Below are 15,406 nucleotides of genomic sequence, written 5' to 3' on the forward strand. Positions count from 1 at the left end.
CTTGTCCCCCTTCCCCCTGCCCCTAACTTTAAAGCACACCTCCTGCTACCTTGGTAATAAGTGGGATGTTCAGCATTTTGATGCAGGTGAGTTTCAGTCATGAATATAGAAGAGTTTTTTGAGTTAAGCGCTGGTAAATGGTTTTCCCATCGTACCAGCCATATTTTGGCTTCTCAGGAATCAGAAAGCGGTAAATCAAATATCATCATTGAAATGCTGACAGCAGATATTCCAGAAGTGATTAAACTGTGTCAAATCAATGAAGTAAATCCCAGTCATGTTGGTTGTGCGATTAAAGTTACTGGCAGTAGTGCGATCGCAGGTGATAAAGAAAAACACAGTGGCACTAATATACTAGTCTCAATCCCCGATGCCGATAACCCCAATCAAGGCAATTTTCTTTGGGACAAGGGTAATGCAGAAAAAGCTTCTGTGGCGGGACGTTATACACTCGGTAGTGACGAAGCTTTAACACTAACTATAGAATCGGAAACTATTTCCACACAGGAGCGTCTCTGGTTTGCTAGCCCTAACTTGCGGATGCGGGTAAGTGTAATCAAACACCAGGGCGGCTATAGCTTGACTTCTTTCACATCAGAAATTCGCATGGGTGGCGCTCCCGCAACTGCGAAGGCTGCACCAGCAGCTAATACCGCCTCCAGTTAACTTTCTGACAGTTTTTCTCCGTGCCTTGTGCCTCTGCGGTTATATTAACTTTTAAACCGCAGAGACGCTGAGAACACAGAGTAAGGGACTTACAAAAAATAAATTATCCATATTTCGTAGTGCGAGCATCTTGCTCGCTTTTGAACACCAGCGAGCAAGATGCTCGCACTACAAATTTATTGGGTATTTAAAAAATTGGATGTCCCTAAGTGTAATATCCACTATATTTAGATTTTGTTTTTCATATTTACTCTTACGTATTATTACCAGCACTTAATGAATCAAAAAGCATGAACCCAGAGAGATTAGCCAGACTGCGGGATTTATGCCGCGATGAAGCCGCATTTGCACAGCTACAGCAAATCCTGGGAGATGAAACTCAAAATTTACAGCAAGAAATAAATCAAGCCAATTTCCAAATCCAGCGACAAAAAGCATTATTCCGTGTAATTACTCGCCTGCGTCAACCAATCGACTTAGAGACAATTTTTCAAGCCACAGCCACAGAAGTGCGCCAACTGTTAGCAGCAGACAGGGTGGGGATGTTTCGTTTCTACCCAGATTCTCATTGGGATGATGGCGAATTTGTGTCTGAAGATGTAGATCCAGCTTTTCCCTCGGCTATGGCGCAAAGAATCCACGATCATTGCTTTGGCGATCGCTTTGCAGTTCAATATCAGCAAGGGCGAATTCAAGCTGTGGCAGATATTGATAATTATGGACTGAGCGATTGTCACGTTCAAGTTTTAGCACAATTTCAAATTAAAGCTAACTTAGTAGTACCTTTGTTACAAGGTGATAACCTTTGGGGGTTGTTGTGTATTCATCAATGCCGCGCGCCGCGAGAATGGCAAGCTACAGAAATTGAATTTGCCACAGAAATTGCCAGTCACCTAGCTGTGGCGCTGCAACACGCCGAACTTTTAGTTGATGTGCAAGCAGAAGTACGAGAACGCCAGCAGGCTGAAAAAGCAGTTATTAGCCTCAACCAAGGATTACAACGGGCAATTGTGGAACTACAAGCAGTAAATAAAGAATTGGAAGCTTTTAGTTACTCCGTTTCCCACGATTTACGCGCCCCCCTCCGCAGTATTGATGGCTTTAGTCAGGCGCTTTTAGAAGATTACCAAGATCAAATAGACGATACAGGAAAAGACTATCTCCATCGTATCCGGTCAGCTACGCAACGTATGGGGCAATTAATTGATGACTTACTCAATCTCTCCCGATTAATGCGTAGCGATATGCAGTTAGAAACTGTAGATCTCAGTTCATTGGCGAGGAGAATCGGCATAGAGTTACAAGAAAGCCACCCTGAGCAACAGGTTGAGTTAATCGTGCAACCAGGGTTAACGGCTCAAGGAGATAGCCGACTTTTGCAAATGCTATTGACAAATTTACTCGATAATGCATGGAAATTTACTTCCAAACACGATCGCGCTAAAATCGAATTCGGCGTCATAACTCCAAAAACGGGTATTCCCGTGTATTTTGTTCGCGATGATGGAGCGGGCTTTAATATGGCCTACACAAATAAACTATTTAGCCCCTTCCAACGACTGCATAGAGTAGATGAATTTCCCGGAACCGGAATCGGGTTAGCCATAGTGCAACGCATTGTCCATCGACATGGCGGTCGCGTATGGGCAGAAGGATTGGTTGAACAGGGAGCTACTTTTTACTTTACATTAGTAGCAGATGAGGCTGGAGCACAAGCGTGACCAATAAAATGATTTTGCTGGTAGAAGACAATCCTGATGACGAAGCTTTAGCTATTCGCGCACTCAGGCGCAATCATATCAGTAATGAGATCATCGTAGCCCGCGATGGTGTAGAAGCTCTCGATTATTTATTTGGTACTGGCGTTCATTCTGGCCGAGATATCAACATTAAACCGACTGTAATTTTGTTGGATCTCAAGTTACCCCGCATTGATGGTTTAGAAGTATTGCGTCGTTTACGGGAAGATAGACGCACTAGTTTGTTACCTGTAGTCGTTTTAACTACTTCTAGTGAAGAAAAAGATTTAATTCATAGTTATAGCTTGGGGTGCAACAGTTATATCCGCAAACCAGTAGATTTTATTCAATTTACGGAAGCAGTCCGACAACTAGGAATGTACTGGTTATTAATGAACGAAGTACCGCCCATTTAGAGACTAAGTCAAGATGCTCCCCCACCTGCGTGTTTTGATTGTTGAAGATTCGGAAGATGATACGCTCCTACTGGTTAGAGAGTTGCGTCGGGCTGGATACAATTTGCATTATGTCCGGGTTGATACCCCAGATGAAATGGAAGCAGCACTCAATCAACAATTATGGGATATTGTGATTGCAGATTATAGTCTACCTGCCTTTAGCGGTTTAGATGCTTTAAAGCTAGTACAAAAACGCAAGCTAGATATACCATTTATCATTGTCTCCGGTACAATTGGCGAAGATATTGCTGTAGCGGCGATGAAAGCGGGAGCGCACGACTATATCATCAAGGGTAACCTGACTCGCTTAGTCCCAGCTGTAGAACGAGAATTACGGGAAGCGGAAGAACGGTATAAACGCCATAGTGCAGAACAGGCTTTTCAGGAAAGCGAAGACCGTTTCCGTACACTGTGTTCTTCAGCACCTTTGGCGATCTTCCAAACCGATGCTCAAGGACAACTAACCTACAATAATCCTTTATGGTATGAAATTTCTGGCTTAAGCACTCAGGAGAGTTTAGGCGAAGGTTGGACGCAAGCCATTCACCCCCAAGAACAAGCTGCGGTGGTTGCAGATTGGGAAGAAACTGTATCAAAACAAAGTACTTGGGTGCAGGAATTCAGGCTGCTAAATCCCCAAGGTGAGGTAAGATGGGTACGCGCCCTGGCTAGCCCGATGTATTCCGCAGATGAAAGATTTTTAGGTCATGTAGGTACAGTTGAGGATATTACCGATCGCAAATTAGCAGCACAGAAAATCTACGAGCAAGCTGCACTACTAGATATTTCTATTGATGCGATCGCAGTTTGTGACCTAGAAAATAATATCTTATTTTGGAATAAAGGCGCTGAACGTCTTTATGGCTGGACAACCGCCGAAGTTTTTGGTAAAAATGCCGCTAAACTCTTATTTAAATCTGGTGACACTGCACCACCCTTTGTGGAAATACAGACAATATTAGCCACAGAAGGTAAATGGCAAGGCGAGTTACAGCAAGTCACAAAAGATGGTAAAAACATCATCGTTGAAAGTCGTTGGACAATGATGCGCGATGAAGCTGGTAACCCCAAATCTATTTTGACATTGAGTACAGATATTACCCAGAAAAAACAATTAGAAGCTCAATTTCTCCGCGCTCAACGTTTAGAAAGCTTAGGAACTCTTGCTAGTGGTATCGCCCACGATTTTAACAACATCCTCACGCCAATTTTAGCCACTGCTCAACTCCTACCCTTGAAATTTCCCAATCTTGATGAAAGTACGCAGCAATTATTACAAATACTCGAAAGCAGCGCCAAGCGGGGTGCAGATTTAGTCCAGCAAATTCTCTCATTTACACGCGGTGTTGAAGGTAGTCGTTCTATAGTGCAATTGCGACATTTACTATTAGATGTAGCTCAAGTTACCCAACGCACCTTTCCCAAATCTATTGAAACCAAAACTGATATTACTTCTAGCTTGTGGACAGTTTTTGCTGATGCTACTCAACTGCATCAAGTGTTAATGAACTTGTGTGTTAATGCCCGTGATGCCATGCCAAATGGTGGCACGCTCTATATTAATGCCGAAAACCTTTGGTTAGATAAAAATTATGCAGCGAGTATGCATGTTGATGCCAAAGAAGGTTTTTATGTTGTCATCACCATTGCAGATACTGGTACAGGAATTCCCCCAGAAATTATGGAGCGAATTTTTGACCCATTTTTTACCACTAAAGAAGTCGGTAAAGGTACAGGCTTAGGACTTTCCACCGTCATGGGTATTATTAAAAACCACAATGGTTTTGTGACTGTATACAGCGAAGTTGATCGAGGAAGCTGTTTTAAAGTTTATTTACCCAGTCGAGAAATTGCAGAAACCAACGCAGTCACACATACAGAATTACCAAATGGGAATGGTGAATTAATTTTAGTTGTTGATGATGAAGTTTCAATTTGTGAGATTGCAAAAACTACTTTAGAAAGCCATAATTACAAAATTATTACTGCTAGCGATGGTATTGGAGCGCTAGCACTTTATGCCCAGCATATAGATGAAATTAAACTGGTATTAATGGATATGATGATGCCAGTAATGGATGGTGCTAGCACAATCATGATGTTGCAACGCATGAATCCAAAAATACAAATTATTGCCATGAGTGGACTCATGTCCTATGAATCTCCTGCGCAAAAGCAAGATTTAGGTATTCGCGAATTCTTAGCCAAACCCTTTACAGCGCAAATTTTACTCAATACCCTACAAAAAGTGCTGGCTTAGAACAGACAAGGGAGACAAGGGAGACAAGGAGGACAAGGAAGAAAATGACTATTGACTATTGACTATTGACTATTGACTATTGATTATTGACTATTGACTATTGACTATTGACTATTGACTATTGACTATTGACTATTGACAAAATTATTCAAACTCATCAATTGTCGCTGGAATATGCGGTTTTGTCTCTTGTGCAATATTGCGTTCATACCAATTCATTAGTGGGGTAGCGCTAATTCCATGCACAATTACCGAAACTACAATTGTGGTGTAAGTTATCCAAGCAATTTGTTCGGCAACATTACCTTTTAAACCATTACCATAGGCGTAGGCTAAATAATATAAAGAACCTACACCACGAATACCAAACCAACCAAATAACCAACGAGTTCCCGAATGTAGGGTGCGGCGCGGAGAATTGAGCGGACGTTTACCAATGGTACTAATCCACACACCTACTGGTCTAATTACTAAAAATAATAAGATTATTATTAGTAAAGATTGCATTGCATAATTAACCATTGGCTTAAATAATAATATTGACCCCAATAGTAAAATTGTGCCCACTTCTAGCAGTTTTTCTAATCGTTCAATAAATTCTAGTTGTGCTAATGGTTTTTCTGGATCTTGATAACTGTGTTGTGCAACTAAACCAGCAACAAATACTGCTAAAAATCCATATCCATTAACTACCTCTGTTAATGCATAAGTGATAAAAATCATGCTGATGGCGATAAAATCTTCCATCAAATTATCAGCACGCCGCCGTCTTTGAATTTTTTTATCTAACCAAACTATAGCTTTCGCCACTATAATTCCCATGACTATACCAGAAGCGATCGCCCAAATTAAATCAACTAACAACCAATCTCGCAACCAATTATTCCAATTGCTATCTTTGAGGGTATAAAGACCAAAATATACAAAAGGAAATGCTAACGCATCATTCAAACCACCTTCAGAAGTTAAACCAAAACGTAGCTCATCTTGGTCATTTGTATCTGTTAATTGAACTTCCGAAGCGAGAACCGGATCAGTAGGTGCAAGAATGGCTCCTAATAAAATAGCTGCTCCCCAATCCATCCCTAGTAAAAATTTACCGACAAAAGCTATAGCAAAAATAGAAATTGGCATTAAAAAGCCAATTAAGCGTGCTGTAATATCCCAAATTCCTAATTTAAATGGTCTGACTATTTTTAACCCACAGCTAAATACAGAAATAATCACTACAAGTTCGCTGATTCTTTCTAAAAATTCCGCATTAAATACATCATTCCGGCGTAATTGAATCAACCCTACACCGTAAGGCCCCAAAAAAATCCCTACTAAAAGATAGATTAAGGCAAAGGAAAGCGGTAACCGAGAAATCCACCCTGAGCCTAATGTAACTATTAGCAAAAGTAGACCAATGACTAGTAAGTCAAGAATATAAACATCTACCATAGCTATTTGTATAAAAATTTAACTGATGCCTTGTCAGTGTAGTGGCGATCGCACTGCTGACTGCATTACCTAGGGAGATATTTTGTCAAAATAATTAACAATAATTTCTACCTCTATTAGCTGAAGACAACCGTATTTGTGGACAATCTCTCTTGCTACGCCACGCAGACTATTAAGACTCTCGCCCTCATCCCCTAACCCCTTCTCCTGGGGGAAAAGGGGAATTGGATCTCTAGCTCCCCTCTCCCCTGGGGAGAGGGGCTGGGGGTGAGGGCAGAACGTTGTCGCCAAGCGGGTTTCGCCTTAAGTTGACACGTATGGGCACTGACAATATTTTGGTACATACAATAATTTTACTGTTGTTCCCTAGGACAGATGTGGTTCAAATAGGTGAAAACTGCTGTAATTATTAGTAATATTGGTATGCCAGAAATCGATGGCGACATGCTTATAAGGAATGCGGGCTGAAAACCCTTGAGGAACAGGCGCATAGCGCCGTATTCCGTACTTTAGGCAAGGGGACGGCAGTTGCTTCAAGCCGGGGAACCCGTCCAACGCACTGCCTCATGAAAGCCGATAGAAGGCGTTTACGCCTCAGTCATGTTTTGTTTTCTCGGTATATTTATGTATTATGTAATAACATAAATATGTGGTCAACTGGTCGATACCCGTGATTGTTTACGAGTTCAAGGTCAAAGGAAAAGACAAGCAATATCAAGCTATTGATGAGGCTATCCGCACCTCACAATTCATCCAAAACAAGTGCTTGCGCTATTGGATGGATAACAAAGATGTGGGTAGATATGACCTTAATAAATACTGCGCGGTATTAGCTGCTGAGTTTCCCTTTGCCGATGAATTAAACTCGATGGCTAGACAATCTGCGGCTGAATGCTCTTGGAGTGCAATAGCTCGGTTTTACGATAACTGCAAGAAGCGCAAAGTTGGAGCGGAGGCTTCCTCCGCTCCAAACTTTGTAAGAGAGAAGATTAAAGGTAAAAAAGGCTTTCCAAGGTTTAAGAAAAACTGCCGTTCTGTTGAGTATAAATCATCTGGATGGAAACTTTCTGATACTAGGAAAGCTATAACCTTTTCAGACAAAAAAGGTATTGGAACCCTGAAATTAAAGGGAACCTACGACCTTAATTACTATGACATCAAGCAAATTAAGCGTGTGCGCTTAGTGCGTCGTGCAGACGGGTATTATGCCCAATTCGCAATTGATATCGATGTCAGGATAGAAAGTCAACCAACCAATCAGGTAGTTGGTATTGACTTGGGGTTAAAGTATTTCATTGCCGACAATAAAGGTAATGTAGAACCATCACCCCAGTTCTACCGTAAATCAGAGAAGCAGTTAAACCGCGCAAACCGTAAAAAGTCTAAGAAGTTCAGTTTAGCTAAAAGAAAAGCCAAGAGTAGACAATCAAACAATTACCACAAAGCTAGAAATAGATATGCCCGGAAACATTTAAGGGTAAGTAGGCAACGAAAAGAGTATTGCAAGAGATTAGCTTACTCCGTCATCCAATCTAACGACTTGGTAGCCTATGAAGATTTAAATGTGAAAGGGCTCTTCCGTAATCGACATCTAGCTAAATCAATTAGTGATGCTGGTTGGTACACTTTCCGCAGTTGGTTGGAATATTTTGGTCATAAATATGGGAAGGTAACTGTTGGAGTTCCTCCCCACAATACAAGCCAGAACTGCTCTAACTGTGGCAAGAAAGTAAAAAAATCTCTATCTACTAGGACTCATGTTTGCCCTCATTGCGGGTACACCGAAGACAGAGATATCAATGCAGCAATCAACATTCTGAGATTAGGACTCAGTACCGTGGGGCACACGGGAACTTACGCTACAGGAGATTTGCCCTCTTGGGCGGTTGGTGCAAGCCTGCTGTCTAACGGCGAGTCTATGAATGTAGAATCCCCTCGCCTTTAGGCAGGGGAGTGTCAAGGAACAAATTCGCCGCCTACCCCAAGCCAAATCTCTTCCCGCGATCGCCTTAAGTGCTTATGCTGGAGAAGTGAACCAGCAAAAAGCGATCGCAGTCGGTTTCCAAAGACATATCGTCAAACCCATCGCTCCTCGCGCTGTCGTCGCTTTAGTTATCGAATTAGTTCACCAAAACGAAAAATTGTACAGACAAGGGTTCATCGCTTCTCTGACAACTGACTAATGATTAATAACAAATGACAAAAAATTGGTTTCGCATTGGACTTTTAACTATATATATTTTCTCATTTGCCTTGCGTTTTTGGGGTTTGGATCGATTCAATACCCTAGTATTTGATGAAGTTTACTTCGCCAAATTTGGTAACAACTATCTCACTAATACTCCCTTTTTTAACGCTCATCCTCCCTTAAGTCAATATATTATTGGTATTGGCATTTGGCTAGGTCAACATGTTCCTTTTTGGCAACAACAAGTTAATGGTTTAGCAGGTTCTTTATTATCGCCTTGGAGTTATCGTTGGGTAAATGCGCTCACTGGTTCATTTATTCCTCTAGTAGTAGCTGCAATTGCTTATCAAATTAGTCATCGTCGCAGTTTTGCTTTACTTGCAGGATTTTTTACAGCTTGTGATGGTTTATTTTTGGTTGAATCTCGCTATGCTTTGAATAATATTTATATTGTCATTTTTGGTTTATTAGGGCAGTGGTTTTTATTATTAGCCTTAGAAAACAAAAAACGACGGCGTGCTTTATGGTTAATTGCATCTGGTATTGGTTTTGGTGCTTCAATTGGCACAAAATGGAATGGTTTATGGTTCCTTTTAGGAACTTATTTAATATGGGTTACCGCTTGGTTATTGCGATTGTTACATGCTTATTTAAACAAGCAACCAATTGATAAACCAATTAATAAAATAGATACAAAACCACTCACACCCCTAGAAAAGCTAACAGAGATAAATATTTTGCAGATGGGGTTTTATTTAGGAATAATTCCCGCCTTAATCTATAGCTTAATTTGGATTCCCCACCTGCGATTAGATACAAGTTATGGTTTTATCGAAGTACATCGACAAATTTTAAACTTTCACCTACACATGGGTGGTAATACCCCCGATGTGCATCCTTATTGTGCAGCTTGGTACAAATGGCCGTTGATGACTCGACCAATGGCTTATTATTATCAAACCACTCGTCATTTTAGCGATCCTCTACCTGTAATGGGGCCGAATTTACCTGCTGCTGATGGCTTGGTAATTTATGATGTTCATGCAATGGGTAATCCGTTTCTGTGGTGGTCGGGAATGGGTGCTATGTTATTTTTAGCAGGATGGCTATTATCTAAAATAGTCATACCTTTATGGAAAAATCAGCCCTTATCTGTACCTGCAACTCTTTCCATTGACACTTGGATTGCTATATTTATCGTCTTCAATTATGCCGCGAACTTATTACCTTGGGTAAAAGTCACTAGGTGCGTATTTATCTATCATTATATGTGTGCTGTCGTGTATGTCTTTTTAGCGATCGCTTGGTTTGTCGATCAATCTCTGCGCAGCTATCATCGCGAATTACGCGCTATTGGCGTGACTGTGAGTTTTTTGATTTTAATTGGTTTTATCTTCTGGATGCCAATTTATTTAGGTTTACCCCTCACTTCTGAAGGTTATAAATTGCGAATGTGGTTTAGCACTTGGATTTAAAATCAACACATACCCACTGGAGTAACAGCTCCCCGACTTCTTCGAGAAGTCGGGGAGCTAAACATCAGTGTTGCGTTTAGATGTATTTCTACCTATATTTTTTGGTAAATTGGTATTTATCGGATTTATGTTGCCGGAAAATATTTACATAAATTATGCATGAATTGAGTTAGCGATCGCGCAATTCACAACTCTGGTTAAAAATCATGTACTTTTAGCTTACCTGAGCGCTTATCTGTTGAGCAATTAATCCAACAGACTCAGCCATTATTAGCCAGATTAGCTTTACATTGTTGCTGATTAAATTTGATTTAATTTACTAACTGGAAACTTAATTTAATACAACTACATATTTACCAATTGATTTAATCACGAGGTTTTTATATATCTTATCCCCCGATGATGTAGCAGCCTGTTAAACTGTAAATTGCCAAGCAGAAAAGGGAGAATCTGCGTATTGCTACGGAAAATCAAAAAATTCTCAATATGAGAAATAATAAAGCTAGGGCAGTAAATAGGGCAAGAATTAGCAATTAAGGAATAAATACGTCATAGATAAATTTGTTACTTTAGTCCCTTAGCCCTAATTACTTATCAGAAAATTCCCGTCAGGTGCTTAACAGTATATATTTGGAAACTGAAAATCCTCTCTGATAAGGAAAAAATTGCATTGCTGAATAAAGGGATGAAAATTCAAAATTTGATTTTTCAAACTCTTACTCTCTGCGCCTCTGCGCCTCTGCGTGAGACAAAAATCATCCCACTAATAAGCAACGCCGAAAAAATTTCCACTCAGGTATTTATCTCACTCCCTGCAAATGAATTGTTAACATCATCAGTAATGTGGAAATTTTAGTAAGTAATCTACACTGATTGCTACTTTACTTTTGATGCTCCCGCCCTATAGAGGAGAAGTCTCATGGTAGCCGAATTTGAAGTTCAAGGTATTAATGTTAGCAGCTTGAAAGAAGCAGCAATACATAATTCTAGCCGCATTCAGCCTCACGGCGTGCTGTTTGTGCTGCAAGAACCAGAGTTAAAGATTATCCAAGTTAGTAATAATACATGGAGCGTTTTCGGCATTGCGGCTGAAGATGTTCTGCAAAAAAAATTAGAAGAATTACTCGATCCCTTCCAAATTGAGAGAATTAAATCAGGGCTATTACAAGGTAATCTCGATTATATTAACCCTACTAAGGTATGGGTGAGAAAAAAAGGCGATGAATATGTGGTATTTGACGCAGTTTTTCATCGCAACCCCGAAGGAATTTTAATTTTAGAATTAGAACCAGCTATTTCTCAAGAAAGTATTCCTTTTTTGAGTTTTTATCATTTAGCGCGAGCTTCCATTAATCAATTAGAAAAAACTACCAATTTGCATGATTTCTGTCAAATCATTGTCCAAGAAGTTAGGAAAGTGACGGGATTTGATAGAGTCATGCTGTATAAATTTGATGATGACGGACATGGCTCTGTGATTGCAGAAGAAAAATTAGACAGCATGGAACCTTACTTAGGGTTACATTATCCAGAGTCAGATATTCCTAAACCAGCGCGAAAATTATTTGCTTCTAATTTTATCCGCTTAATTCCCGATGCTTATTCCGAACCTATCCAAATTATTCCGGGAGAAAACCCAGTTAGTAAACGTTCGATTGATTTAACTAATTCGATTCTCAGAAGTGCAGCCTCATGTCATTTAGAGTATTTACATAACATGGGTGTAGGTGCTTCTTTGACAATTTCTTTAATCAAAGACGGTAAACTCTGGGGTTTAATTGCTTGTCACCATCAATCGCCAAAATATGTTTCCTATGAATTGCGGAAAGCCTGCGAATTTTTAGGAAGAGTCATATTTACAGAAATTTCTGCACGAGAAGAAACAGAAGATTACGATTACCGCATGAGTTTGGCATATATTCAATCAGTTTTGATGGAATATATGTCTCAAGAAGAAAACTTTATTGATGGATTAGTTAAACACCAACCAAATCTTTTAGACTTAACTAGCGCCCAAGGTGCAGCTGTTTGTTTTGGCGATAATTGTACAGTAATTGGCGAAACTCCCAATGAAGAAGACTTGAATTTTTTAGTCCAATGGCTGAAGAATAATGTAAAGGAAGAAGTATTTTATACAAATTCCTTACCACAAATTTATCCAGATGCCGAAAAGTTTAAAAATGTAGCTAGCGGTTTATTAGCTATTCCCATTTCTAAACGCAATTATGTGTTGTGGTTTAGACCAGAAGTCATTCAAACTGTCAACTGGGGCGGTAACCCTCATGAAGCTTTTGAAGTCAACCAATCAGAAGGAAATTTGCGCTTAGTTCCCCGCAAATCTTTTGAATTGTGGAAAGAAACGGTGCAATTAACTTCTTTACCTTGGCAATTTGCGGAAATTAAAGCTGCATTAGAACTGCGCAAAGCGATCATTAATATTGTTTTACGCCAAGCCGATGAACTAGCGCAATTAGCCCATGATTTAGAACGTTCTAACGCCGAATTGAAAAAGTTTGCTTATGTTGCTTCCCATGATTTACAAGAACCGTTAAATCAAGTAGCAAACTATGTACAGCTATTAGAGATGCGCTACGAAACCGAACTCGACGAAGACGCAAAGGAATTTATTAACTTTGCCGTTGAAGGCGTGAGTTTAATGCAAACGCTAATCGATGATGTATTAGCGTACTCCAAAGTAGATATGCAAGCGATCGCATTTGGGCTAACTGAGGTAGAAACTCCCCTAAATCGTGCCCTCAGTAATTTACGTGGACGCATCCACGAAACTGGAGCCATAATTAAACACGATCCTTTACCAACAGTGATGGCTGATAGTACACAACTAATGCAGCTATTTCAAAACCTCATCGGTAACGCCATCAAATTCCGCAGCGAAAAACCACCACAAATCTACATCGGCGCAGAACGTTTAGAAGATGAGTGGCTATTCTCCGTGCAGGATAATGGTATAGGTATCGATCCCAGATTTAGCGATCGCATTTTCGTCATCTTTCAACGCCTACACACCAGAGAAGAATATCCCGGCACAGGCATGGGCCTAGCAATCTGTAAGAAAATTATAGAATGTCATCGGGGACGAATCTGGGTAGAGTCGCAGTTAGGTGCGGGTGCAAGCTTCTACTTTACGATTCCAGTCGGAGGCCGCGAGCGTGAGCGTAGAAACGGAAGAAAAACACAAAACAATCTTTTTGGTCGAGGATAATAAAGCCGATATCCGCTTAATCCAAGAAGCGCTAAAAAATAGCACCGTACCACACCAAGTGGTAACCGTCAGGGATGGTATGGACGCAATGGCTTATTTACGCCAAGAAGGTGAATATGCTGATGCTCCCAGGCCTGACTTGATTCTCTTGGATTTAAACCTACCCAAAAAAGATGGACGGGAGGTACTAGCAGAAATCAAAACCGACCCCACACTTAAACGGATACCAGTAGTCGTGCTGACGACATCCCACAACGAAGATGATATCTTTCATAGTTACGATTTGCATGTAAATTGCTACATCACTAAATCTCGTAACCTGAGCCAGCTATTTCAAATCGTCAAAGGTATTGAAGAGTTTTGGCTCTCTACTGCCACATTGCCGACGGAGTAGGCGTGTTAGCCAGGCGGACAGGGAAGGGAAACAATTGTAGAGACGCGATTCATCGCGTCTTTGCCCCATGCCCGATTCATCGCGTCTTTGCCCCATGCCCGATTCATCGCGTCTTTGCCCCATGCCCGATTCATCGCGTCTTTGCCCCATGCCCAATGCCCAATGCCCAATGCCCAATGCCCATTTTCAAAGAGGAGGTAGAACCAGAAAATGATGGCGACAGACTCAGTAAAAATCTTGTTAATTGAAGATAACTTAGCAGAAGCGAGATTGTTACAAGAGTTTCTGAAGCAAGCTCAATCTCAAGACTTTATTGTAGTTCACGTACAACGCTTACAGAATGCACTCCAGGAATTAACTCAAGACCACGGATTATACTCCTATAATGCCATTTTGTTAGATTTAACTCTCCCGGATAGCGACGGATTATCATCTCTACCTAAGTTAATTGATTCTGCCCCTAGTGTCCCGATTGTTGTCTTAACTAACACCAATGACGAAGCCCTAGCAATTGAAGCGGTAAGACAAGGGGCACAAGATTACTTAGTGAAACGACAGGTAAATGTTAATGTGTTGGTGCGCTCTCTACATTATGCGATCGCCCGCAAACAAGTTTTAGAATCATTACGGACAACTAATAAAACTTTAGAAACTCGCGTTGAAGAACGCACGGCTGAACTGGTAAAAGCGAAAGAAATTAACCAGTTCAAATCAGAATTTGTTTCCATGATTTCCCATGACATCCGCAATCCTTTAAATACAATTCTCCTCGCGGCTGGTTTACTCCAAGATAGCGGTGATAAATTAACCAAAGAGAAAAAAAGCTCTCATTTTCAAATGATTCGCTCGGCGATTAAAAACATGGCACAGCTATTGGATGAAGTGTCGTTAATCGGTCAAGCGGATTCAGGTAAATTGCAATGCGAACTCATCTCCTTAGATTTACAGAGCTTTTGCCGACAACTTATTGATGAAGCACAATTAAATCTCAAAGATAAGCAAATCAATCTGGTGTTTACCAGTATCGGAGAATTTAGAAATGCTCTGTGGGATGAAAGTTTATTGCGGCATATTTTGGGCAATTTGCTGACAAATGCCATTAAATATTCACAACCAGGTGGTACAGTTAAATTTGAACTCATTGGTCAAGAACAAGCGATCGCATTTCGGATTGCGGATGAAGGCATAGGTATACCCACAGCAGATCAACAGCGCTTATTTCAACCCTTTCAGCGTGCAGAAAATGTTGGTTCTATTCCTGGTACAGGTTTAGGTTTAGCAATTGTGAAAAAATGTGTTGACGCACATGGCGGTGAAATTTTCGTTAATAGCCAAGTGGGAGTAGGTTCAACCTTTACGGTGATTTTACCATTGCTGGAATTGTAATTGCTGCGCGATCGATTGGGCATTGGGCATTGGGCATTGGGCATTGGGCACAGACGCGATGAATCGCGTCTCTACAATTGTCCTCCTGACCCTCTGCCTAGACAGTGATAGTATATTTTTTGGTTAGAAGTCCCTAACACCAAAATATATTTCTTCGTTCAACCCAGTGGAAGC

Annotated in this window: 12 protein-coding genes; 11 read left to right on the forward strand and 1 reads right to left on the reverse strand. The window is 40.7% G+C overall.

What is annotated here, in order from left to right:
• The first annotated feature begins 99 nt into the window (after nucleotides 1-99).
• The 4 genes from AACW45_RS25035 to AACW45_RS25050 all read left to right on the forward strand — a co-directional run bounded on the left by AACW45_RS25035 (nucleotide 100) and on the right by AACW45_RS25050 (nucleotide 5,123).
• Nucleotides 100-666: a phycobiliprotein lyase gene (locus AACW45_RS25035; protein WP_190635427.1), complete on the forward strand. Its 567-nt coding sequence runs from the start codon at nucleotides 100-102 to the stop codon at nucleotides 664-666.
• 290 nt (nucleotides 667-956) lie between these two features.
• Nucleotides 957-2,387 (forward strand): sensor histidine kinase, encoded by a 1,431-nt coding sequence (locus AACW45_RS25040; RefSeq protein WP_190635430.1) that lies wholly within the window; start codon nucleotides 957-959, stop codon nucleotides 2,385-2,387.
• An 8-nt stretch (nucleotides 2,388-2,395) separates the two neighbouring features.
• Nucleotides 2,396-2,821: a response regulator gene (locus AACW45_RS25045; protein WP_190635514.1), complete on the forward strand. Its 426-nt coding sequence runs from the start codon at nucleotides 2,396-2,398 to the stop codon at nucleotides 2,819-2,821.
• A gap of 13 nt (nucleotides 2,822-2,834) precedes the next feature.
• Nucleotides 2,835-5,123 carry a hybrid sensor histidine kinase/response regulator gene (locus AACW45_RS25050; protein WP_190635431.1) on the forward strand — a complete coding sequence of 763 codons (2,289 nt, stop codon included), beginning with the start codon at nucleotides 2,835-2,837 and terminating at the stop codon, nucleotides 5,121-5,123.
• A 144-nt stretch (nucleotides 5,124-5,267) separates the two neighbouring features.
• Here the strand turns inward: AACW45_RS25050 and AACW45_RS25055 are convergent, their stop codons facing one another.
• Nucleotides 5,268-6,566, reverse strand: coding sequence for a cation:proton antiporter (locus AACW45_RS25055; RefSeq protein WP_190635432.1), 1,299 nt, complete (start codon nucleotides 6,564-6,566; stop codon nucleotides 5,268-5,270).
• A gap of 670 nt (nucleotides 6,567-7,236) precedes the next feature.
• Here AACW45_RS25055 and AACW45_RS25060 point away from each other — a divergent pair.
• From AACW45_RS25060 to AACW45_RS25090, 7 genes are all read left to right on the forward strand, one after another.
• On the forward strand, nucleotides 7,237-8,511 hold the full coding sequence (locus tag AACW45_RS25060) for an RNA-guided endonuclease InsQ/TnpB family protein (protein WP_190635433.1): 1,275 nt from the start codon (nucleotides 7,237-7,239) through the stop codon (nucleotides 8,509-8,511).
• Between the two features lie 85 nt (nucleotides 8,512-8,596).
• Entirely contained in the window at nucleotides 8,597-8,749 is a 153-nt protein-coding gene (locus tag AACW45_RS25065; protein ID WP_190635436.1) for a hypothetical protein, read from the forward strand.
• Between the two features lie 13 nt (nucleotides 8,750-8,762).
• The gene (locus tag AACW45_RS25070) at nucleotides 8,763-10,229 is read left to right on the forward strand and encodes a dolichyl-phosphate-mannose--protein mannosyltransferase (protein ID WP_190635441.1); all 1,467 of its coding nucleotides are present in this window, start codon (nucleotides 8,763-8,765) and stop codon (nucleotides 10,227-10,229) included.
• A 919-nt stretch (nucleotides 10,230-11,148) separates the two neighbouring features.
• Entirely contained in the window at nucleotides 11,149-13,452 is a 2,304-nt protein-coding gene (locus tag AACW45_RS25075) for a sensor histidine kinase (RefSeq protein ID WP_190635443.1), read from the forward strand.
• Complete coding sequence (locus tag AACW45_RS25080; protein ID WP_096646799.1) at nucleotides 13,400-13,846, forward strand: response regulator; 447 nt, start codon at nucleotides 13,400-13,402, stop codon at nucleotides 13,844-13,846. The genes AACW45_RS25075 and AACW45_RS25080 overlap by 53 nt, the downstream gene beginning before the upstream one ends.
• Nucleotides 13,847-13,848: 2 nt before the next feature.
• Nucleotides 13,849-14,094, forward strand: coding sequence for a hypothetical protein (locus AACW45_RS25085; RefSeq protein ID WP_190635445.1), 246 nt, complete (start codon nucleotides 13,849-13,851; stop codon nucleotides 14,092-14,094).
• Nucleotides 14,060-15,232 carry a hybrid sensor histidine kinase/response regulator gene (locus tag AACW45_RS25090; protein WP_190635516.1) on the forward strand — a complete coding sequence of 391 codons (1,173 nt, stop codon included), beginning with the start codon at nucleotides 14,060-14,062 and terminating at the stop codon, nucleotides 15,230-15,232. Before AACW45_RS25085 ends, AACW45_RS25090 begins: the two co-directional genes overlap by 35 nt.
• The last annotated feature ends 174 nt before the right edge of the window (nucleotides 15,233-15,406 follow it).

The sequence above is a fragment of the Calothrix sp. FACHB-168 genome (assembly GCF_963889195.1).
GTDB classification, from domain to species: domain Bacteria; phylum Cyanobacteriota; class Cyanobacteriia; order Cyanobacteriales; family Nostocaceae; genus Aulosira; species Aulosira anomala_A.